Source organism: Sphingopyxis sp. OPL5 (genome assembly GCF_003797775.2).
Classification (GTDB): domain Bacteria; phylum Pseudomonadota; class Alphaproteobacteria; order Sphingomonadales; family Sphingomonadaceae; genus Sphingopyxis.
Genome location: NZ_CP060725.1, coordinates 4,659,833 through 4,676,975 on the forward strand (window position 1 = coordinate 4,659,833; position 17,143 = coordinate 4,676,975).

Annotated in this window: 23 protein-coding genes; 11 read left to right on the forward strand and 12 right to left on the reverse strand. The window is 66.0% G+C overall.

The features are described 5' to 3' along the window. Positions 1 to 19: 19 nt before the first annotated feature. From ndhC to EEB18_RS22425, 5 genes are all read right to left on the reverse strand, one after another. Entirely contained in the window at positions 20 to 433 is a 414-nt protein-coding gene (gene ndhC, locus EEB18_RS22405) for an NADH-quinone oxidoreductase subunit A (protein ID WP_187138873.1), read from the reverse strand. 109 nt (positions 434 to 542) lie between these two features. Then, entirely contained in the window at positions 543 to 863 is a 321-nt protein-coding gene (locus tag EEB18_RS22410; protein ID WP_187138874.1) for a DMT family transporter, read from the reverse strand. Positions 864 to 981: 118 nt separating this feature from the next. Beyond that, positions 982 to 1,548, reverse strand: coding sequence for a TIGR02281 family clan AA aspartic protease (locus EEB18_RS22415; protein WP_262408044.1), 567 nt, complete (start codon positions 1,546 to 1,548; stop codon positions 982 to 984). A gap of 37 nt (positions 1,549 to 1,585) precedes the next feature. Then, positions 1,586 to 2,629 (reverse strand): hypothetical protein, encoded by a 1,044-nt coding sequence (locus EEB18_RS22420; protein WP_187138876.1) that lies wholly within the window; start codon positions 2,627 to 2,629, stop codon positions 1,586 to 1,588. 32 nt (positions 2,630 to 2,661) lie between these two features. Beyond that, on the reverse strand, positions 2,662 to 3,387 hold the full coding sequence (locus EEB18_RS22425) for a YgfZ/GcvT domain-containing protein (RefSeq protein WP_187138877.1): 726 nt from the start codon (positions 3,385 to 3,387) through the stop codon (positions 2,662 to 2,664). 62 nt (positions 3,388 to 3,449) lie between these two features. Between EEB18_RS22425 and pyrC the strand changes: the two genes are divergently transcribed. Next, positions 3,450 to 4,472, forward strand: a complete 1,023-nt coding sequence (gene pyrC, locus EEB18_RS22430; RefSeq protein WP_187138878.1) for a dihydroorotase — start codon at positions 3,450 to 3,452, stop codon at positions 4,470 to 4,472. 147 nt (positions 4,473 to 4,619) lie between these two features. Here pyrC and rarD read toward each other — a convergent pair whose 3' ends face one another. Further along, entirely contained in the window at positions 4,620 to 5,537 is a 918-nt protein-coding gene (rarD, locus tag EEB18_RS22435; protein ID WP_187138879.1) for an EamA family transporter RarD, read from the reverse strand. A gap of 25 nt (positions 5,538 to 5,562) precedes the next feature. Then, a complete protein-coding gene (locus EEB18_RS22440; RefSeq protein ID WP_410468116.1) occupies positions 5,563 to 5,793 on the reverse strand; it encodes a hypothetical protein in 231 nt (76 codons plus the stop codon). Positions 5,794 to 5,963: 170 nt separating this feature from the next. Between EEB18_RS22440 and EEB18_RS22445 the strand changes: the two genes are divergently transcribed. From EEB18_RS22445 to EEB18_RS22465, 5 genes are all read left to right on the forward strand, one after another. Beyond that, on the forward strand, positions 5,964 to 6,368 hold the full coding sequence (locus EEB18_RS22445; protein ID WP_187138880.1) for a glycine zipper 2TM domain-containing protein: 405 nt from the start codon (positions 5,964 to 5,966) through the stop codon (positions 6,366 to 6,368). Between the two features lie 181 nt (positions 6,369 to 6,549). Then, on the forward strand, positions 6,550 to 7,023 hold the full coding sequence (locus tag EEB18_RS22450; RefSeq protein WP_187669052.1) for a hypothetical protein: 474 nt from the start codon (positions 6,550 to 6,552) through the stop codon (positions 7,021 to 7,023). Positions 7,024 to 7,186: 163 nt separating this feature from the next. Beyond that, positions 7,187 to 7,738: a GNAT family N-acetyltransferase gene (locus tag EEB18_RS22455; RefSeq protein WP_187138881.1), complete on the forward strand. Its 552-nt coding sequence runs from the start codon at positions 7,187 to 7,189 to the stop codon at positions 7,736 to 7,738. Further along, entirely contained in the window at positions 7,735 to 8,175 is a 441-nt protein-coding gene (locus EEB18_RS22460; RefSeq protein WP_187138882.1) for a DUF1330 domain-containing protein, read from the forward strand. Before EEB18_RS22455 ends, EEB18_RS22460 begins: the two co-directional genes overlap by 4 nt. Before the next feature lie 86 nt (positions 8,176 to 8,261). Further along, positions 8,262 to 9,005 carry a hypothetical protein gene (locus tag EEB18_RS22465; protein ID WP_187138883.1) on the forward strand — a complete coding sequence of 248 codons (744 nt, stop codon included), beginning with the start codon at positions 8,262 to 8,264 and terminating at the stop codon, positions 9,003 to 9,005. Positions 9,006 to 9,085: 80 nt separating this feature from the next. Here EEB18_RS22465 and EEB18_RS22470 read toward each other — a convergent pair whose 3' ends face one another. Beyond that, entirely contained in the window at positions 9,086 to 9,268 is a 183-nt protein-coding gene (locus tag EEB18_RS22470; RefSeq protein ID WP_187138884.1) for a CsbD family protein, read from the reverse strand. 138 nt (positions 9,269 to 9,406) lie between these two features. Then, positions 9,407 to 10,123 (reverse strand): Crp/Fnr family transcriptional regulator, encoded by a 717-nt coding sequence (locus tag EEB18_RS22475; protein WP_187138885.1) that lies wholly within the window; start codon positions 10,121 to 10,123, stop codon positions 9,407 to 9,409. A gap of 125 nt (positions 10,124 to 10,248) precedes the next feature. Between EEB18_RS22475 and EEB18_RS22480 the strand changes: the two genes are divergently transcribed. Next, positions 10,249 to 11,637 (forward strand): DUF1254 domain-containing protein, encoded by a 1,389-nt coding sequence (locus EEB18_RS22480; RefSeq protein WP_187138886.1) that lies wholly within the window; start codon positions 10,249 to 10,251, stop codon positions 11,635 to 11,637. Here the strand turns inward: EEB18_RS22480 and EEB18_RS22485 are convergent. Genes EEB18_RS22485 through thiS form a run of 3 tightly spaced genes read right to left on the reverse strand, consistent with a single transcriptional unit; the run spans position 11,621 to position 13,233 of the window. Further along, entirely contained in the window at positions 11,621 to 12,217 is a 597-nt protein-coding gene (locus tag EEB18_RS22485) for a nucleotidyltransferase family protein (protein WP_187138887.1), read from the reverse strand. The two genes, EEB18_RS22480 and EEB18_RS22485, sit on opposite strands and share 17 nt — an antisense overlap. A 40-nt stretch (positions 12,218 to 12,257) precedes the next feature. Further along, positions 12,258 to 13,031, reverse strand: a complete 774-nt coding sequence (locus EEB18_RS22490; protein WP_187138888.1) for a thiazole synthase — start codon at positions 13,029 to 13,031, stop codon at positions 12,258 to 12,260. Between the two features lies 1 nt (position 13,032). After that, positions 13,033 to 13,233, reverse strand: coding sequence for a sulfur carrier protein ThiS (thiS, locus tag EEB18_RS22495; protein WP_056348288.1), 201 nt, complete (start codon positions 13,231 to 13,233; stop codon positions 13,033 to 13,035). 81 nt (positions 13,234 to 13,314) lie between these two features. On the opposite strand from thiS, the gene EEB18_RS22500 reads away from it, so the two are divergent. From EEB18_RS22500 to EEB18_RS22515, 4 genes are all read left to right on the forward strand, one after another. Continuing rightward, the gene (locus EEB18_RS22500) at positions 13,315 to 13,755 is read left to right on the forward strand and encodes a type II 3-dehydroquinate dehydratase (RefSeq protein ID WP_187138889.1); all 441 of its coding nucleotides are present in this window, start codon (positions 13,315 to 13,317) and stop codon (positions 13,753 to 13,755) included. A 76-nt stretch (positions 13,756 to 13,831) separates the two neighbouring features. Further along, positions 13,832 to 14,311: an acetyl-CoA carboxylase biotin carboxyl carrier protein gene (gene accB, locus EEB18_RS22505; protein WP_056348293.1), complete on the forward strand. Its 480-nt coding sequence runs from the start codon at positions 13,832 to 13,834 to the stop codon at positions 14,309 to 14,311. An 8-nt stretch (positions 14,312 to 14,319) separates the two neighbouring features. Beyond that, positions 14,320 to 15,681 (forward strand): acetyl-CoA carboxylase biotin carboxylase subunit, encoded by a 1,362-nt coding sequence (gene accC / locus EEB18_RS22510; RefSeq protein ID WP_187138890.1) that lies wholly within the window; start codon positions 14,320 to 14,322, stop codon positions 15,679 to 15,681. Positions 15,682 to 15,779: 98 nt separating this feature from the next. Then, positions 15,780 to 17,105: a L,D-transpeptidase family protein gene (locus EEB18_RS22515; protein WP_187138891.1), complete on the forward strand. Its 1,326-nt coding sequence runs from the start codon at positions 15,780 to 15,782 to the stop codon at positions 17,103 to 17,105. Positions 17,106 to 17,143: the final 38 nt, after the last annotated feature.

The following is a 17,143-nucleotide window of genomic DNA, read 5'->3' on the forward strand; positions in this document are numbered from 1 at the left end:
TTTGGCAAGTCCGCGGCCCTCAATCCCAGTCGAGAGCGCCCTTTTTCCATTCATAGACGAAGCCGATCGTCAGGATCGACAGGAAGACCATCATCGCGATCCACGCCTCCCAGCCGAGATCGAGCACGACGGCCGCCCACGGCCACAGAAAGGCCGCTTCGAGATCGAAAATGATGAAGAGGATGGCGACGAGATAGAAGCGCACGTCGAACGGTTTCCGAGGCGACTCGAACGCGGGAAAACCGCACTCATATTCGCTGAGCTTCGCGGCATCGGGTTCATGCGTTCCGGTCAGGCGCGACACCGCCATCGGCAGGAAGACGAAGAGCAGCGAGAGGGTGAGCGCCACACCCAGAAAGATCAGGATGGGCAGATATTCGGCAAGATCGAGGCCGACCGAAAGCGGCGCGCCAGGGGCGGGACGTGAGGGCATGATGTTCCTGCATGTTCGCGCCGGGCCGTCCCGGACCTGACACTGCGGAAGGCAGCGGAGGACGTGGCCTCGCTCGACGGGGCCGGGATCGCGCCCGGCGCGCGCGCCATCAGGCCGGCGACGAAATCTTCATCAGGACAAGGCCGCTGACGATCAGCACCGCGGCGACCATGCGCATCGCACTCGCCTGCTCGCCGAGGACGAGTATGCCGACCGCAAAGGCCCCGACCGCGCCGATGCCGGTCCAGATCGTATAGGCTGTGCCGAGCGGGAGCGATTTCATCGACAGCGAAAGCAGCGCGAAGCTCGCGATCATCGTCACGATCGTGACGATCGACGGGACGAGCTTCGTAAAGCCCGCCGACTGCTTCATTGAAAACGCCCAGACGATTTCGAGCGCGCCAGCGATGATGAGGTAAATCCAGGCCATGACAGTCTCCCAAAGGAACTGCCGGGCCGTCCCGGACTATACCCGCCAGTGGCGGTCGAGGACGTGGCCTCGCGCTGCCCTTTAGTCACTGCATTCGAAGGAATCAACCGGCGCCCGATCAGCGCAGGGTCATCGTGTCGCCTTCGACATTGACCGCGTCGAGCTTCGACAGATAGCTTTGGCCGAGCAGCGAGATGCCCATGTCGGCGTCGATCACCGCGGCCTCGACGCGGCGCACCTCGATGCCATCGACGTCGACGCTGTCGAGGATCAGGCGGCGCATCGGCACCTCGCCGCCGGCGGTGTGCGCCGTCCCCGCGATCGGCAAGTCGTCGACGTTGATCCCGATCGCTTCGGCATCGCGGCGCGTAAGCGCGACGACCGAGGCACCGCTGTCGACCATCATGCGGATGTTGGTGCCATCGATATTGGCATCGGCGTAGAAATGCGAATCCTCGGCACGGCCGAGTCTGACCTCGCCCCCCGGCGCCGAAGCCGAAGGTGCCGACGACCAGCCGCCCTTGCCCTTTTGGGTCGTCCAGTTCGGATTGTCGTCGCCGCCGCGATCGGCGGAAGCCACGGTATCGGCGGAGGTCGCCGACCGGCCTGCGACGCCAGCCACCCCGACCGAAACCGCCGCGATCACCGCGGCCAATCCAAGAAAACGCCCCAACATGGCGCGCATGGTCGCAGATGATGGTTGGCGAAAGGTTAAGCGGCGATCAGCGCTTCGGCTCGGGAAGCCCCGACCCCGGTTCCTCGACATAGGCGCGCCAGCTCGGTTTCCCATTGCCCATCGAATAGGTGATCCGCACGCAGGCATAAGGCCGCCCCGGTGCATTGTCGGCATCGAAGGCCGCGATCGGCCACAACCGCGCCGCGTCGGCGCGATCCGACCAGCAGACCAGCGCCTCGGCATTTTCCTGCGCCTCGCTGGCAAGGCGGTCGGCCGCCGAGGGCGGGCCATAGAAATGCCAGCCGAAAATCGCGCGGCTCGGCCGTTCTGATCGCAGGACGGCGCGGAACGGCGCCCTTTTGTCGTTCAGTAGCGCTGCGATGCGCTGATGGTCGGCGCTGGCCAGCCATGGCCCGCCGAACAGCGGTTTCCAGCGCTCGGGTCTGCCCGAGGCGAGCGCGGCGAACACCGCGTCGGCGGCCGCCGCGAAGCGCGGGGTCCACACCGATTCGGGTGCGAGCGGCGACAGGCCGATCAGATCGGGTCTCGCGTCGGCGGGGGTCAGGCGGGTGACGGGAAAGGCCGCGACTTCGGTCGCCACCCCGACCAGCGACATCCCGCCGCCCGACGAACTGCAGCCCGAAAACGAACGATAGCCGATGAGCTGGTCGGACTCGCCGCCGCGCATTGCGCCGCCGCGGCAACGCCCCGCCTTGCCGGTGACGGTGACGCGGCGCGGCACCGCCTCGAATCCCGTCCATTGTTCGGACTGGAGCGTGAATTCGCCAACCGTCGTGTCGGGCGAGACTTCGATCGGCGCTTTCGGGTCGGGCCGGCGAGTGCTGAGCGCGATGCGCTTCACCGGCACCCCCCGCCGCTCGGCATAGATGGCCGCGACGTCGGGATAGAGGCTACGCCGCCATGCGATGCCGCCGACCGTCACGCACTGGCCGTCGACGCGTTGGGCGATGATATCGTCGGGCGTCACGGCGCGCGCGATCTCGGGGGTGCATTCGGGCTCCGCCGCGGTTGCGGGGGACGCGAGCGCCGCGGCGCCCATGATCATCGCTGCCGACAAAAGATTTCGCATTACCCTCTCCTGCGCCCCTCTGGCTGCACCGGTCATGAACCGGCGGTCAGGCCCTCGCGCATCCACCCCGGCGCACCGGCGGGATCGATGCTCTCGACCCGCCGATGCTCGACCGACAGGCCCAGGTCGGGATAGGCGATGACCTGCCGCTTTTCGTCGGCTGCGGCGATCGGGACCACGACGAGCCGTCGGTTGACCTTTTGCCGCCAGTTCATCCGCGCGGTATTTTCCTGCCCGACATAACAGCCCTTGGTGAAGCTGACGCCATATAGTTCGGCCGCATTGCATTCGAGCCACAGCGTCGTGCCGTCGCCGAGTTCGGCGCGGCCCTCGGTGACCCCGAGCGCCAGCCGGTGCGCGCGCCATGCGGCGTCGGCCCCCTCACCCTCATCGGCGGGGGCGAGCCAGCGCTGGCCGAGGTCGGACAGGCGCGGATCGACGACGCCGAGATCGCCCATGGGCGCCCAATGCACGGACAACCCCGGTTCCGGGGCGATGGTGATCGCCCGGCGCAGGCGGTACAGCGTCAGGCGTTTCGCCAGATCGGGCGCCGCGTCGCGTTCGCAGTCGATCAGGACATCGTCCTCGTCGCCCCAGATCAGGAAATCGAACAAGGCCTTGCCCTGTGCGGTGAGCAGCGCCGCCCACACCGGCAGGTTTCCCGCCGTGTCGTTGGTAACGAGGCCCTGCAAAAAACCCCGCACATCCTCCCCCGAAAGACGGATCAGGGCGCGGTCGTGAAGGGTGGTATTGGCCATGGGCTTAATCTAGGGACACTCGCGCATAAACCAAGCGCCCAAATGCCGCCGGAGCCTTTCGCATGACCGATCGCCTGACCATCCGCCGCCCCGACGACTGGCACGTCCACCTGCGCGACGGCGCGATGCTGGATCATGTGGCGAAATATACCGCGGCGCAATTCGCGCGCGCGATCATCATGCCGAACCTGTCACCGCCGGTGACCACCGCCGAGGAAGGCGCCGCCTATCGCGACCGCATCCGCGCCGCGGTTCCGGCGGGTCTCGATTTCACCCCGCTGATCGTCGCCTATCTGACCGATGCGAGCGACGCCGACCAGATGGCGCGCGGCCATGCCGAAGGGGTATTCACCGCCGCCAAGCTCTATCCCGCCAATGCGACCACCGGCAGCGCGCACGGGGTGACAGATATCGGCAAGATCATGCCGGTGCTCGAACGCATGGCCGAAATCGGCATGCCGCTGCTCATCCATGGCGAGGTCACCGACCACGACGTCGATATCTTCGACCGCGAAGCGGTGTTCATCGACCGCATATTGAAGGGCCTCGTCCGCGACCTGCCGTCGCTGAAGATCGTCTTCGAACATATCACCACGTCGGAAGCCGTCGATTTTGTGCAGGCCGCCCCCGCCAATGTCGCGGCGACGATCACGCCGCAGCATCTGCACATCAATCGCAACGCGATGCTCGTCGGCGGCATCCGTCCGCACGCTTACTGCCTGCCCGTCGCCAAGCGCGAAGCGCACCGCCTCGCGGTCCGCGCCGCCGCCGTGTCGGGCTCGCCCAAATTCTTCCTCGGCACCGACAGCGCACCGCACGCCGTGCATACGAAGGAAGCGGCCTGCGGCTGCGCGGGCATCTTCAACGCGCCCTTCGCGCTCGAATCCTATATCACGGCGTTCGACGAGGAAGGCGCACTCGACAGGTTCGAGGGTTTCGCCAGCGAACATGGCCCGAATTTCTATGGCCTGCCGCTCAACGGCGGCACGATCACGCTCGAACGCGGCGAGACGGTGGTGCCCGATCGCTGCGGCGAGGTGGTGCCGTTCCATGCCGGCGAGACGCTGGGGTGGAAGCTGGTCTGATTGATCCTCCCTGTCGCGAAGCGATGGGGAGGTGGCAGCGCGAAGCGCTGACGGAGGGGCGTTGGCGCCGACGTTGCCGCCCCTCCACCACCCGCTTCGCGGGCGGTCCCCCTCCCCATGGCTGCGCCACAGGGAGGACTTTTCCTTCTAGGCGGCGGGCACCATCCGCTCGGCGCGCATCTTGCGCCACATGTCGAAGCTGAACACCGCGATGCTCGTCCAGATCAGCACGAAGCAGGCGAGTTGCGCGGGCTTGAGCGGTTCATCGAAGACAAACAGACTGAGCAGGAAAGTCAGGCTGGGCGCCAGATATTGGACGAAGCCGAGCGCCGCATAGCTCATCTTCCGCGCCGCGGTCGCAAAGAGCAGCAGCGGCACCGCGGTCACCACGCCGCCCGCCGCGAGCAACCAGCTGATGTGGAAGTCCGCACCAAAGCCGCGCCCGTCGCCGATCCAGACATAATAGGCCGCGGCGGCCAGCGAGATCGGCAGCAGCAAGGTCGTCTCGATCGCGAGCCCCGGCAGCGATCCGACCGGTGCAGTCTTGCGGATAAGGCCGTAGGTGCCAAAGCTCAGCGCCAGCGTCAGGCTGATCCACAGGGTGTCGAGCGCGCCCGCGAGCAGGATCGCAACGCCGATCCCCGCGATCGTCACCGCGAGCGCCTGCAACCGGCTCAATCGTTCGCCAAGGAAGACCATCCCCAGTACGACGTTGACCAGCGGGTTGAGATAATAGCCGAGGCTTGCGGCCAGCACATGATCGGTGAACACCGCGAAGATATAGACGAGCCAGTTCACCGCGATCAGCAGCGAACTGGCGAGCAGCATGCGCAGCGTGCGCCAGTCCTTCAGCCCCGCCAGATAGTCGCCGATCTGGCGGCGGAACGCCATGATGACAAAGCACAAGGGCAGCGACCAGACGATCCGCTGCGCCAGCACCTCGACCGGCGGCACGCTGGTCAGCAGCTTGAAGAACAGCGGGACGAAGCCCCAGATCGCATAGGCGCCAAGCGCATAGGGCAAGCCGCCCTGCTCGCTCCCCGCGGGGGCCGCTGGCTGGTTCATGATCTCACGCGTTCCGGCGGGTCGATCAGATGATGCCGCCGCCGAGCATCAGGCGCAGCGCGCCGACGACGATGACGACGATGTTCAGGTTCCGCCCGCTCGTCCGGTCCGACATCGCGCCGAGCGCGAGGCCGACGACGGCGAAGGGAATGATCACCCAATTCGCCCAGCCGAGGAACGGAATGAAGGCGAAAACCGCGAGAACGAGCGCGATGACGCCGATGATGAGCGAACCGATATTGAGCATGAAACCCATGTCGCATGCCGCACGGCGCCCCGCAAGGCCCTTTCGGTTCGTCGCTCCCAGCACTCGGTTCGTCTTGTTGCTTTGAGTTAATGCAACGCAGATCGGCTTCGGGCCGTTCTCCTTTTCGTAGCGACCGGCTCCTCGCGGGACCGGGACGCCAAACCAGGAAAGGACTTACCATGCGCAATTTCACCAAGGGCCTGCTCGGCGCCTTCGCCGCGGCCAGCGTTGCCGCCGCCGCGCCCGCCTATGCGGGCATCTCGACCGCCGCACCGGCGCAGGGCCACGGCCTGTACAAGGCCGATCAGGACCCCGGCTTCTACAAGAAAAAGAAGCGGGGCCGCTATTATGCGCGCGACCAGCGCGTCAATTCGAACACCCGCATCTGGCGCGACAATGACGGTCGTTATCGCTGCAAGAAGGACAATGGCACGACCGGCCTGCTGATCGGCGGCGCCGTCGGCGGTCTCGCCGGCCATGAAATCGCCGGCAACGGCGACAAGCTGCTCGGCACCGTGCTCGGCGCCGCCGGTGGCGCGCTGCTCGGACGCGAGATCGACCGCGACAAATATCGCTGCCGCTAAGCGATAGACTAACCGTTACGGGTGCGGGTCCGAGACCCCTCCGCCTGCATACGTGATGGAGAGGGCGTCGGTCGAAAGACCGGCGCCCTCGACTTTTGGGGATGGCGGGTTTCGACCGTTCTCGGACGTTCATAAGGTAGATGTGCTTGCCCGAAAGCAGCCGTTCGTCCACTCTTCGCGAATGCCCACCGATGCCGATCGTGACGAACTTGAACTCCGCGTCAGCGACGTCGCATACGAAGTCGCAAATTTTGCTTGGGCTGATTTGGCGGAACGTATCCCCTTAGGGAGAACCTACACAAGACCCGCGAGCGACGGCTCGTACATGGCGGTTACATGGGATGCGGATTGGAAAGGTCGGGTTGGAGGCCCCATAATTATCAGGGTTCAAGGTTTCCTCGACCCTGACCATCAAATGCCGACTTGGTGGACCGGCGAGATCATTCGCAAGCGTGGCCTGCTGGACATGCTTTTACGTAGACCCGAACGAGATGCCATCAAAACGCTCAGGAGCGGAGCTACAGGCGATTGCGACCACTGCGGACATGCAATCGGTTATCATCATGCTGGCACCGAGGCGGAAATGCTTTGCACTGTCGAGGGCTGCGATTGTCCCGGGTATGTCGAGAGGGCGGTGCCGCTGAACTGGCAGTAGGGCGGTGCCTATCCATTCGGATCGTCGAGAAACCCGCCGGTCCGCAATCCACCCCAAAGCCGACACCCGCATAGGCCCTCGCGACCTCCCCATCCTCCCTTTCCCTTGCCCTCCCCGCCGCCATGCCGCAGAAGCACCGTCTGATTTCAAGGGGAGGACCATCATGCTCAACGGCCCATTGCTCGTCACCGAGCGGCTGATCCTGCGCCCGCCCGCCGCCGAGGATTTCGACGCCTTCGCCGAAATGTGCGCCGATGCCGAGACGATGCAGTTCATCGGCGGCGCCTGTCCGCCGGCGCAGGCCTGGCGCCTGTGGTGCACCCTCGCGGGCGCCTGGCACATCCGCGGCTTTTCGATGTTCTCGGTGATCGAGCGCGCGAGCGGCGAATGGGTCGGGCGGATCGGGCCGTGGGAGCCCGCCGAATGGCCGGCGCCCGAGATCGCCTATGGCGTCCGCGCCAAATTCGCCGGCACCGGCTTTGCCTTCGAGGCCGCCGTCGCGGCGTGCGATTTCGCGGTCGAGTTTCTGAAGTGGGACGAGTTGATGCATTGCATCGACCCCGCCAACATCCGGTCGCAGGCGCTCGCCAAACGGCTCGGCGCGGTCAACCGCGGTCCGACCCGCCTGCCCGCACCCTTCCAGGACGCACCGGTCGACGCGTGGAAACAGAGCGCCGACAACTGGCGTGCGAACCGCAAGGCGCTGGGCGCATGAGCGACCGCCATATCGACCCCGAACGCGCGCAGTTCGACGCCTTCAAGGCGCTGCCACGCGATACCGTCATCCACATGCTCAACCTCGTCCGCTTCAAGGATGTCGCGACCTATGTCGAGGGCCATCCGCTGGCGGGGCAGCCACTCACCGGCGCCGAGGCCTATCGCAACTATGGCGCCTACAGCGGGCCGGTGTTCCAGCGCGTCGGGGGCCGCATCGTCTGGCGCGCCGCGATGGAGACGATGCTGATCGGCCCCGAGGGCGAGCACTGGGATGCGATCTTCGTCGCCGAATATCCGAACAGCGGCGCCTTCCTCGAAATGGTCACCGACCCCGTCTATCGCGAGGCGGTGAAACATCGCCAGGCGGCGGTCGAAACCTCGCGTCTGATCCGCTGCACCGCGAATCCGTCTCAGGGCGAGACAGTTTTCGGCTAACAAAGCGTTACCCGTTAACACTCTTTATTCGCGCCTTCTTAACCAACATCGGGCATTCCCTGACGGATATTAAGGGAGTGTTAGCGATGATCTTGCGCGGAAAATGGCTGGTCGCCGGCCTGCTGATGGCAGCGGCCCCGCTCGCCGGGTGCCGGGACAATCCCGATGCCAAGGCCGAACTGTCGCCGCTCGACGACGGGCTGACCAACGCCGATCCGGCGATCAAGGGCTCGCTCGAAGACAAGATCATGGTCGACCCCAAGCTGACCGGTCAGGCGAACCAGAATGCGGTGACGCCAGGCAACAAGCCGGTCGACGGCGGCGTGCCCGCGGTTGCCGGCGCCAAGGCCGCGACGGTTGCCGAAGCCGCCGCGGCGCTGAAGGCGGGCAAGCTGCTCGCCGCGCCCAAAGCGCTGCCGATGGAAGCCTGCGACGGTTGCGACACGAAGCGCCCGGTCACCATCGGCGCGATGGCGCGCGACCAGGCCAAGGGCAGCTGCGACGCCAAGCTGACCTATAACAACCAGTGGGCCGACCGCCTGCCGGCGGCGTTCAAGGTCTATCCGCGCGCGACGCTGCGCGAGGCCGCGGGCATCGCCGGCGGCAAGTGCAACATCCGCGTCGTCAATTTCCAGACCGCGGCGTCGCTGCAGGCGGTGCTCGACTATTATCACACGATGGCGGTCAACGCCGGCTACACCAGCGACCACCGCGTCAACGGCAGCGAACATATGCTCGGCGGCACCAAGGGCGAGCTCGCCTATGTCGTGATGGCACGCACCGACGGCGGCATGACCGACGTCGACCTGGTGGCGTCGGGCGGGCGCTGAGCCAAATCCGGCGCGGACAATGAAAAAGGCCCCGGATCGCTCCGGGGCCTTTTCCTTGCGTGACGCAACCAGGTTTTGCGTCAGACCTTGTCGCCGAGCGCGCCCTTGACCGCGCCCTTGAGGTTCTGGGCCTCGCCCTTGCGTTCCTGCGCTACGCCTTCGGCGCGCAGTCGCTCGTTGTCGGTCGCCTTGCCGACGGCCTGCTTGACGTTGCCGGCGGCCTCGTTAGCGATGCCTTTTGCTTTGTCTGTCAGTTCGCCCATGAGGAGTCTCCTTTGACTGGGTTCGGGAGGCGATCGGCCTCTCGAAACATCAACCCACAGGCGCGCCTGTATGTTCCGAAAAACGGGTTAAACCGTTCATCGCAACGTCATTTTTAACATGGGTTAAGTTGGGTGCCCTCAGGGACGCGCTGCGATCGTATCGAGCGCGGCGGGGTCGCAAATCGTGATGCGGTTGTAATCGACGACGATCAGTCCTGCCGCCTCGAACCCGCGCAGCAGCTTGTTGACGCTCTGCCGCGTCACCCCGAGCATCGCGCCGAGTTGTTCCTGCGGCAACCGCAGGCCCAGATCGATACCATTCGCCCCCGATATGCCGTGAATGCGCGCGAGGTCGGCGAGCGTCGCCGCCATCCGCTGGTCGAGCGAGCCGAGGTTCTGCGCGTCGAGCAGGCGCAGGCTGTCGCCGTGCCGCGCGCACATCAGCAGCGCGACATCGCGCCACAAAATCGGTTCGGCGTCGAGGATCGCCGCCAGCGGGTCGACGGGCAGGTGCAGCAGCACGCTGTCCGCATAGGCGCGATAATCATAATGGATCGGCGGCGCCGCGAGCAGCCGGACGATCGCCAAAATCTCCGGCGGACCGTTGATGCCGAGGACGAATTTCTTGCCCGCCGCCGAACCGCGGCTGATCTCGACCTCGCCCGACGCGATGACGAAGGCTTCGCGCTTTTCGGGGTCCTGCGCATAGATTTCGGTGCCGCGCGGATAATATTCGGCGCGCGCGATCGCCGCGAGCTCGGCGAGCCGCGCTTCGGGCCAGGGCGCGAACAGCGGACAACGCCGCAGCACCGCGATGCGCTCGGCTTGCGACCATGAATACGGCTTCGCTGCCATCGGCCCCTCCCCGCAAAGCTTAGGCGCGCGCACTCAAATTCCCAAGAGATTGTCGGCGCGTTGACAGACGCGGTGCGGGCGCGGCGCTAAGGGCGCGGGAAATATCGGTTCGGGAGATGCCTGTGATGAAGAGACTGCTTGCCCTGCTGGCGATGATCGCCGCCTTCCTGTCCGGCCCCGCCGCCGCGCAACCGGTCAGCGAAGAGGAGGCTTATGCGATTGGCATCGAGGCCTATAGCTATGCCTATCCGCTCGTGCTGATGGAAACGACGCGCCGCGTGTCGACGAACGCCGGATCGCCCGGCCGCCTTCGCGCACCGGTCAACCATTTCGCGAACATGAAAACCTATCCCGATGCGAGTTTCAAGGATGTCGTGCGTCCCAACGCTGACACGCTCTATTCGTCGATGTGGTTCGACGTCGGGAAAGAGCCGCTCGTCCTGACGCTGCCCAACACGCAAGGCCGCTATCATGTCATCCCGCTGATGGACATGTGGACCGACGTCTTCGCGACGCTCGGCACGCGCACGACGGGCAACGACGGCGGCACCGCGGCGATCGTTGGCCCGCATTGGCAGGGGGTGCTGCCCAAGGGCATGCGCCTGATCCGCAGCCCCACCGATATGGGCTGGATCATCGGCCGCATCCAGACCAATGGCGCGGCCGATTACGAGCATGTCCATGGCCTGCAGGCCGGGCTCAAGGCGACCCCGCTGTCGCGCTGGGGCAAGCCTGAAACCGCCGCCGCCACGCCCGCCGCCGACGCCTCGATCGACATGCGGACGCCGTCGGTACAGCAGGTCGCGGCGCTGGCGCCGCAGGCCTTCTTCGCCACCTTCGCCGAACTGATGAAACGCAACCCGCCGCACGCCAGCGACTATTCGGTGGTGCTCCGCATGGAGCGCCTCGGCATCGTTCCCGGCCAGGGTTTCGACCTGTCAAAGGCCGATCCCGCCGTCCAGCGCGGCCTGACCCGCGCCGCGGCCGATGCCTGGCAGCGCATCGTCACCCGCCGCAAGGCGCTGCCGGTCCGCGGCAGCTGGGGCGCGATCGGCAGCACCGTCGGCGTCTATGGCAATGATTATCTCGCGCGTGCCTTCGTCGGCTTCGCGGGACTCGGCGCGCTGCCGCCCGAGGAAGCCGTCTATCCGATGGCGGTGCTCGGCGACGACGGCAAGCCGCTCACCGGCGCGTCCAACTATGTGCTGCATTTCGAAAAGGACCAGATCCCGCCCGCCGACGCCTTCTGGTCGCTGACCATGTATGGCGAGGACCAGTTCTTCGTCGCCAACCCGATCGAACGTTTCGCGATCGGCGACCGCGACAAGCTGGCCTTCAACGCCGATGGCTCGCTCGACCTCTATATCCAGAACGCCTCGCCCGGCGCCGACAGGGAAGCCAACTGGCTGCCCGCCCCGACGGGCGCCTTCACGATGAACCTGCGCCTCTATCTGCCGCAGCGCCGCGCGACCGACGGAAGCTGGGCGCCGCCGCCGGTCAGGCGGGTGCCCTAGCTTCGGCCCAGGGGAGGATTTCGAGGTCGGGCCAGAAGCGGCGCCACCGCGCCGCCTTCTTCTCGAAATAGGCCTCGGTGATCTGCACGGCATTGGCGCGAACGCGCGGATGGAGCAGGTCGGCAAGGCCGAAGGGCGCGATGATGTCGCGGCCATCGCCGCCGCGCAGTCCGACCGCCGAAGACGTGGTCGGAAAAGTGGCGATGGCACCCGCGATCGAGCGATAGGGCCCGATCGCATAGCCGAACTTGGCCTGATACCAGAGGTGGACCCGGGCCTGGTTCTTCACGTCGACGCGAACCGGCAGATCGGCGAACTGCGCGGCGATCCGGCGTTCGGCGGCCAGCTCGCTTTCGTGCGACAGGTCGCCGGCATCGAAATAGACGATGTCGAGATCGTCGATCCCGTGATGGGGGCCGAACCCGAACACTTCGTTCCAGTGCGCTTGTGCGATCAGGCTTCCCGACAATCGGGCGTCGGGCAGGTCGATCGCGTGCCAGCGATCCAGCAGGCTGCCGATCGTCGGATGCCGTTCGGCGAGACCCCACAGGCGCCGGATCAGTGGAAGGGGATCGGACATGCCGCAACCATAGCGGCGCGCCCGGTCGACGACAGCCCCGTCAGATCAACCCCGCCAGCGGGCTCGACGGATCGGCATATTTGCGCAACCCCATGCGCCCCGCCAGATAGGCATCGCGCCCTGCCTCGACCGCGAGCTTCATCCCGCGCGCCATGCGAATCGGGTCCTTCGCCTCGGCGATCGCGGTGTTCATCAGCACGCCGTCGCAGCCGAGTTCCATCGCCACGGCGGCATCGCTCGCGGTGCCGACCCCGGCGTCGACGAGCACGGGCACCGAGGCCCCCTCGACGATCAGGCGGATTGTGACGCGGTTCTGGATGCCCAGCCCCGACCCGATCGGCGCGCCGAGCGGCATGATCGCGACCGCGCCGGCATCCTCGAGCTGCTTCGCGGCGATCGGATCGTCGACGCAATAGACCATCGGCAAAAAGCCTTCCTTGGCCAGCACCTCGGTCGCCTCGAGCGTCTCGCGCATATTGGGATAGAGCGTCTTCGCCTCACCCAGCACCTCGAGCTTGACGAGGTCCCAGCCGCCCGCCTCGCGCGCCAAACGCAGGGTACGGATCGCGTCGTCGGCGTTGAAACAGCCCGCGGTGTTGGGCAGGTAGGTGATCTTCTTGGGATCGATATAATCGGTCAGCATCGGCGCGGTCGGATCCGACACATTGACGCGGCGCACCGCGACGGTGACGATCTCCGCCCCCGACGCCGCGACCGCCGCCGCATTCTGCTCGAAATCCTTATATTTGCCGGTCCCGACAATCAGCCGCGAGGTGAAAGTCCGTCCGGCGACACTCCACTGATCTGCTGACAACTCAACCGCCTCCTACGAAATGAACGATTTCCAGCGCGTCGCCCTCGGCGAGCGCGACGTCGGCAAGCGTCGAGCGCGGGACGATCTCGCGGTTGCGCTCGACCGCGACCTTCTTCACGTCGAGCCCCAGCGACGCGACGAGATCGGCGATGCTGCCCTCGCGCACCTGCCGCGGATCGCCGTTGAGAATGATCGAAATCAAGGGAGTTTCCGCCTCGCTTTGCCTTTTGCCGAGCAGCCCATATAGGGGGAGCGCATTTCGCCGCAACCGAAAGACCGTGCATTGACCGACAAGCCCACCGTCTATGTCCTCAGCGGCCCCAATCTCAACCTGCTCGGCACGCGCGAGCCCGAAATCTATGGCCATGATACGCTGAACGACATCCATGCGCGGCTGGAGGCGCAGGCCGACGGCCTCGGCATCCGCCTCGAATGCCGGCAGACGAACCACGAGGGCACGCTGATCGACTGGCTGCATGAGGCCTATGTCGCGGGCGCAAAGGCGGTGCTGCTCAACGCGGGCGGCTATACCCACACCTCGATCGCGATCCACGACGCGATCAAGTCGATCAAGGTGCCGGTGATCGAGGTTCATTTGTCGGACCCGATGAAACGCGAATCCTTTCGCCATATCAGCTATGTAGGCATGGCGGCGGCGCTGCATTTTGCCGGGCACGGCGCGGCCAGCTATACGCTGGCGCTGGACGCCGCCGCGTCTCTCTGACAAGAGGCGGCATCGAAAACAGGGGTCCGCGCGTCTTCACGTCATGAAAGGCGCCGCAACAAGCAGGAAAATCATCATGGGTGACCATAAAGACAATGGCATCAACATCGATCCGGCCTTCGTCCGCGCGCTCGCGGAACTGCTCGACGATACCGGTCTGTCCGAAATCGAGGTCGAGGACGGCGAACGCAAGATCCGCGTCGCGCGCACGCTGACCGCCGCCGCGCCGGTCGCCTATGCGCCCGCGCCGGTCGCCGCGCCCGCCGCCGCTTCGGCCCCCGCGGCCATCGCCGCGCCGGCCGCACCCGCCGTCGACAGCTTCGCCGACGCAGTGAAGTCGCCGATGGTCGGCACCGTCTATCTCGCCCCCGAACCGAGCGCGCCGAACTTCGCGGCCATCGGCTCGGCAGTAAAGGCCGGCGATACCATTTTGATCATCGAGGCGATGAAGGTCATGAATCCGATCGTCGCGCCCGCGTCGGGCACGCTGAAGGCCGTGCATGTCGAGAACAGCCAGCCGGTCGAGTTCGACCAGCCGCTGTTCACCATCGGCTGAGCAATCGCATGACGATCGAAAAGCTGCTGATCGCCAACCGCGGCGAAATCGCGCTGCGCATCCACCGCGCGTGCCACGAGATGGGCATCAAGACCGTCGCGGTCCATTCGACCGCCGATGCCGACGCGATGCACGTCCGCCTTGCCGACCAGGCCGTGTGCATCGGCCCGCCGGCCGCGAAGGACAGCTATCTCAACATCCCCGCGATCATCTCGGCCGCCGAGGTTACGGGCGCCGACGCGATCCATCCCGGCTACGGCTTTCTTTCGGAAAATGCGCGCTTCGCCGAGATCATCGAGGCGCATAACATGGTCTTCGTCGGACCGAAGCCCGAACATATCCGCACGATGGGCGACAAGGTCGAAGCCAAGCGCACCGCGGTCGCGCTCGGCCTGCCCGTCGTCCCCGGCTCGCCCGGCGCGGTAACCCCCGGCGAGGAAACGCGGAAGCTGGCGGCTGCGATCGGTTATCCCGTCCTCATCAAGGCCGCCTCGGGCGGCGGCGGGCGCGGCATGAAAGTCGTGCCCGACGAGGACAGCCTCGAAAGCCTGATGGGACAGGCCTCGTCCGAAGCCGCGGCGGCGTTCGGCGACCCGACCGTCTATATGGAAAAATATCTCGGCAACCCGCGCCACATCGAATTCCAGGTGTTCGGCGACGGCAACGGGAATGCCATCCACCTCGGCGAACGCGACTGCTCGCTGCAGCGCCGCCACCAGAAGGTGCTCGAAGAAGCCCCCTCGCCCGTCATCTCGGCCGAGGAACGCGCGCGCATGGGCAAGGTGTGCGCCGACGCGATGGCCAAGATGCATTATCGCGGCGCCGGCACGATCGAATTCCTCTGGGAAAATGGCGAGTTCTTCTTCATCGAGATGAACACCCGCATCCAGGTCGAGCATCCGGTGACCGAGATGATCACCGGCTTCGACCTCGTCCGCGAACAGATCCGCATCGCCGACGGCCGCGGCCTGTCGGTGCGGCAGGAGGACCTCGAGTTCCGCGGCCATGCCATGGAATGCCGCATAAACGCCGAGGATCCGCGCACCTTCATGCCCTCGCCGGGCAAGGTCACCCAGTACCACCCCGCCGGCGGCATGCATGTCCGCGTCGATAGCGGGCTTTACGCCGGCTATTCGATCCCGCCCTATTACGACAGCATGATCGGCAAGCTGATCGTTTATGGCCGCACCCGCGAAAGCTGCATGATGCGCATGCGCCGCGCGCTCGAGGAAATGGTTGTCAGCGGGGTCAAGACCAACATCCCGCTGCACCAGGCGCTGCTTTCGGCCCCCGACGTGATCCACGGCGACTATACGATCAAGTGGCTGGAGGAATGGCTGGCGAAGCAGGACGAAGAGGCGTCGGCCTGACCGCTCGACACCCCTTCCCTTCGGCGAGGGGCTAATCGCGGCGAGCTGTGGCCCAGCTCACTTTCACTGGGGGCGCTTTTTGGCTATGGGCCTTGACCATGGTCAAAATCTCCCCCCTCGCCGCCCCGCTTCTTGTCTCGCTGACACTCCTTGCCACCCCGGCCTCTGCGCAGGGGGTCAAGGAAGATTCGGTCGTCGTCCAGCCGGACAAGGTCACCGACGACGCGCCGAAGGTCGAAAGCGCCGCCGAAGCCAATCTGCCGAGTTGGTCGAAGGCCAATGCCGAAGCCCTGCTGCGCAGCATCGAGGGCATCGGGGCCGAGGGGCTGTTCGCCAAGGATTACAACCCCGAAGGCCTTGCCGCCGCGATCGTCAGCGACGATCAGGCGCGGCTCGACCGCACCGCGACCGACAGCTTCCTGCTGCTCGCCACCCACCTGCGCGACGGGCGCACCCCCAATGCCGCGCGCAAGCAGTGGTTCATGGTCGACGACGACGCCGACCATATGCCGCTGGTGTCGATGCTGACCTCGGCGTTGCTCGCCGGGTCGATCCCCGAGACGCTTGCCGGTCTCGACCCCGTCCATCCCGATTTCGCGGCGCTCAAGGCGTCGCTCGCGACGGCCAAGCCCGCCGACGCCAATGCGATCCGCGTCAATATGGAGCGCTGGCGCTGGATGCCGCGCGACCTCGGCCAGCGCTACATCGTCAGCAACGTCCCCGAATATCTGACCCGCGTCATCCATGACGGCACGATCATCGCGACGCACAAGGCCGTTGTCGGCAAGGCCAGCACCGCGACGCCCCAGCTCAACCCGATGGCGACCGGGATCATCGTCAACCCGACCTGGACGCTGCCGCGCAGCATCATCAACGAAGGCATCGGCGCGACGATCGCCAACAATCCCGCCTCGGCGCGCGCGCAGGGCTATACCTGGACGGGCAGCGGCAAGACGCTGTCGGTGGTGCAAAAGGCCGGTCCCGGCAATGCGCTCGGCGTGATGAAGCTCGAAATGCTCAATCCGCACGCCATCTATCTGCACGACACGCCGTCGAAGGGCGCCTTCGCCTCGGCGACCCGCGCCTTCAGCCATGGCTGCATCCGCACCGAGCGTGCGCTGCATTTCTCGGGGCTGATGACGGTGATGTTCGCGGGCAAAAGCCCCGAGGAATTCGGCGCCGCCATCGCCAGCGGCGAAACGACACGCTTCGCCTTCGACCAGCCCTTCCCGGTCTATGTCGCCTATTGGACGGTGATTCCGGGCGACAAGGGCGGCGTGAAGAAACTCGCCGACATCTATGGCCGCGACGCGCCGGTGGTGGCGAGCTTCGCCCAGCCTGGCCGCCCCGCCGCGATCATGATCGCGCCGACGGTGGTGCCGACGGTGGCGTCTGCACCGGCGAAGGTCAGCGGCGGGAATTGATTTCGATCCTCCCTGCGCCGAAGGCGTGGGGAGGTGGC

What these genes read in the sequence shown, in the direction of transcription:
- rarD (WP_187138879.1), bottom strand. Translation starts at nt 5,537, where the DNA reads ATGAACCAGCCAGCGGCCCCCGCGGGGAGCGAGCAGGGCGGCTTGCCC.
- EEB18_RS22425 (WP_187138877.1), bottom strand. Translation starts at nt 3,387, where the DNA reads ATGGCCAATACCACCCTTCACGACCGCGCCCTGATCCGTCTTTCGGGG.
- EEB18_RS22485 (WP_187138887.1), bottom strand. Translation starts at nt 12,217, where the DNA reads ATGTCCGATCCCCTTCCACTGATCCGGCGCCTGTGGGGTCTCGCCGAA.
- EEB18_RS22470 (WP_187138884.1), bottom strand. Translation starts at nt 9,268, where the DNA reads ATGGGCGAACTGACAGACAAAGCAAAAGGCATCGCTAACGAGGCCGCC.
- pyrC (WP_187138878.1), top strand. Translation starts at nt 3,450, where the DNA reads ATGACCGATCGCCTGACCATCCGCCGCCCCGACGACTGGCACGTCCAC.
- accC (WP_187138890.1), top strand. Translation starts at nt 14,320, where the DNA reads ATGACGATCGAAAAGCTGCTGATCGCCAACCGCGGCGAAATCGCGCTG.
- ndhC (WP_187138873.1), bottom strand. Translation starts at nt 433, where the DNA reads ATGCCCTCACGTCCCGCCCCTGGCGCGCCGCTTTCGGTCGGCCTCGAT.
- EEB18_RS22455 (WP_187138881.1), top strand. Translation starts at nt 7,187, where the DNA reads ATGCTCAACGGCCCATTGCTCGTCACCGAGCGGCTGATCCTGCGCCCG.
- EEB18_RS22460 (WP_187138882.1), top strand. Translation starts at nt 7,735, where the DNA reads ATGAGCGACCGCCATATCGACCCCGAACGCGCGCAGTTCGACGCCTTC.
- EEB18_RS22480 (WP_187138886.1), top strand. Translation starts at nt 10,249, where the DNA reads ATGAAGAGACTGCTTGCCCTGCTGGCGATGATCGCCGCCTTCCTGTCC.
- accB (WP_056348293.1), top strand. Translation starts at nt 13,832, where the DNA reads ATGGGTGACCATAAAGACAATGGCATCAACATCGATCCGGCCTTCGTC.
- EEB18_RS22465 (WP_187138883.1), top strand. Translation starts at nt 8,262, where the DNA reads ATGATCTTGCGCGGAAAATGGCTGGTCGCCGGCCTGCTGATGGCAGCG.
- EEB18_RS22415 (WP_262408044.1), bottom strand. Translation starts at nt 1,548, where the DNA reads ATGCGCGCCATGTTGGGGCGTTTTCTTGGATTGGCCGCGGTGATCGCG.
- EEB18_RS22515 (WP_187138891.1), top strand. Translation starts at nt 15,780, where the DNA reads ATGGTCAAAATCTCCCCCCTCGCCGCCCCGCTTCTTGTCTCGCTGACA.
- EEB18_RS22445 (WP_187138880.1), top strand. Translation starts at nt 5,964, where the DNA reads ATGCGCAATTTCACCAAGGGCCTGCTCGGCGCCTTCGCCGCGGCCAGC.
- EEB18_RS22420 (WP_187138876.1), bottom strand. Translation starts at nt 2,629, where the DNA reads ATGCGAAATCTTTTGTCGGCAGCGATGATCATGGGCGCCGCGGCGCTC.
- EEB18_RS22475 (WP_187138885.1), bottom strand. Translation starts at nt 10,123, where the DNA reads ATGGCAGCGAAGCCGTATTCATGGTCGCAAGCCGAGCGCATCGCGGTG.
- EEB18_RS22450 (WP_187669052.1), top strand. Translation starts at nt 6,550, where the DNA reads ATGCCCACCGATGCCGATCGTGACGAACTTGAACTCCGCGTCAGCGAC.
- EEB18_RS22440 (WP_410468116.1), bottom strand. Translation starts at nt 5,793, where the DNA reads ATGGGTTTCATGCTCAATATCGGTTCGCTCATCATCGGCGTCATCGCG.
- EEB18_RS22410 (WP_187138874.1), bottom strand. Translation starts at nt 863, where the DNA reads ATGGCCTGGATTTACCTCATCATCGCTGGCGCGCTCGAAATCGTCTGG.